This is a genomic window from Staphylococcus sp. AtHG25 (assembly GCF_003217445.1).
Classification (GTDB): Bacteria; Bacillota; Bacilli; order Staphylococcales; family Staphylococcaceae; genus Staphylococcus; species Staphylococcus haemolyticus.
The window spans coordinates 1-1,908 of the sequence record NZ_QJSN01000015.1; the positions used below are offsets into that span (position 1 = coordinate 1).

Consider the following 1,908-nt stretch of genomic DNA (forward strand, 5'->3'; position numbering starts at 1 on the left):
CAAGTGAAGAAAATACAGAAGATGTAAGAACAAAAGAAGCGCCATCAAGTAAAGAAAATACAGAAGATGTAAGAACAAAAGAAGCGCCATCAAGTAAAGAAAATACAGAAGATGTAAGAACAAAAGAAGCGCCATCAAGTGAAGAAAACACAGAAGAAGCAACAACAAAAGAAGCCCCATCAAGTGAAGAAAACACAGAAGAAGCAACAACAGCAGAAGAAACAAATAAAGTAGAAACAGAAGAAGCGCCAACAGCAGAAGAAACAAACAAAGCAGCAACAGAAGAAACAAACAAAGTAGAAACAGAAGAAGCACCAGCAGTTGAAGAAACAAATGCTAAGAGCAATTCAAATGCTCAACCAGCAGAAACTGAGAGAACTCACGTTGTAGATACAGTTGCTAAAGATTTATATAATAAATCTGAAGTTACAGAAGCAGAGAAAGCTGAAATTGAAAAAGTATTACCAAAAGATATTTCAAATTTATCTAATGAAGAAATTAAAAAAATAGCTTTAAGTGAAGCACTTAAAGAAACAGCTAACAAAGAAAACGCACAACCAAGAGCAACATTCCGTTCAGTAAGCAGCAATGCTAGAACAACAAATGTTAACTATTCAGCAACAGCATTAAGAGCAGCTGCACAAGACACAGTTACTAAAAAAGGAACGGGTAACTTTAAAGAATATGGAGATATAATCCATAAAACGTATAAAGAAGAATTCCCTAAAGAAGATAAGCTAACTGCATTCAATACAAATTTCAATCCTAATACAGGAACTAAAGGCGCATTAGAATATAATGATAAAATAGATTTTAATAAAGACTTTACAATTACTGTTCCAGTAGCAAACAACAACCAAGGTAATACAACAGGAGCAGATGGCTGGGGCTTCATGTTTACTCAAGGGAATGGCCAAGACTTCTTAAACCAAGGTGGTATTTTAAGAGACAAAGGTATGGCAAATGCATCTGGTTTTAAAATTGATACGGCATATAATAATGTTAATGGTAAAGTCGATAAACTCGATGCAGATAAAACAAACAATCTAAGTCAAATTGGCGCAGCAAAAGTTGGTTACGGTACATTTGTTAAAAATGGTGCAGATGGTATGACTAACCAAGTTGGTCAAAATGCCCTAAATACAAAAGATAAACCTGTAAATAAAATAATTTATGCAGATAATACAACTAATCATCTTGATGGTAATTTCCATGGCCAAAGATTAAATGATGTAGTATTAAATTATGATGCAGCAACAAGTACAGTAACTGCTACATATGCAGGAAAAACATGGAAAGCTACTACAGATGATTTAGGAATTGATAAATCACAAAAATATAATTTCTTAATTACTTCAAGTCATATGCAAAATAGATATTCTGATGGAATTATGAGAACAAATCTTGAAGGTGTAACAATTACAACGCCTCAAGCTGATTTAATTGATGATGTGGAAGTAACGAAACAACCAATTCCTCATAAAACTATTCGTGAGTTTGATCCAACTCTAGAACCAGGCTCACCTGATGTTATTGTACAAAAAGGTGAAGATGGAGAATCAACAACAACTACACCAACTAAAGTTGACCCTGATACAGGAGATGTAGTTGAACGTGGTGAACCAACAACAGAAGTTACAAAAAATGCAGTTGACGAGATTGTACACTTTGCACCTGAAAAAGTACCACAAGGCCATAAAGATGTATTCGATCCAGAAGCACCTAAAGATAGCGTAGAAGAAATTCCTGGTAAACCTGGAGTTAAAAATCCAGATACAAAAGAAGAGATAACACTTCCGGTGGATGACGTAACAAAATACGGTCCAGTCGATGGCGATCCGATTGTAGATAAAGAAGAGATTCCGTATGAAACAAAACGTGAATTTGATAAAGATCTAGCGCCTGGTA

Annotated in this window: 1 pseudogene; it reads left to right on the plus strand. The window is 34.7% G+C overall.

The window, feature by feature from the left end:
- A pseudogene (gene pls, locus BDW31_RS12775) lies at positions 1 to 1,908 on the plus strand (plasmin-sensitive LPXTG-anchored glycoprotein Pls); the annotation flags it as partial.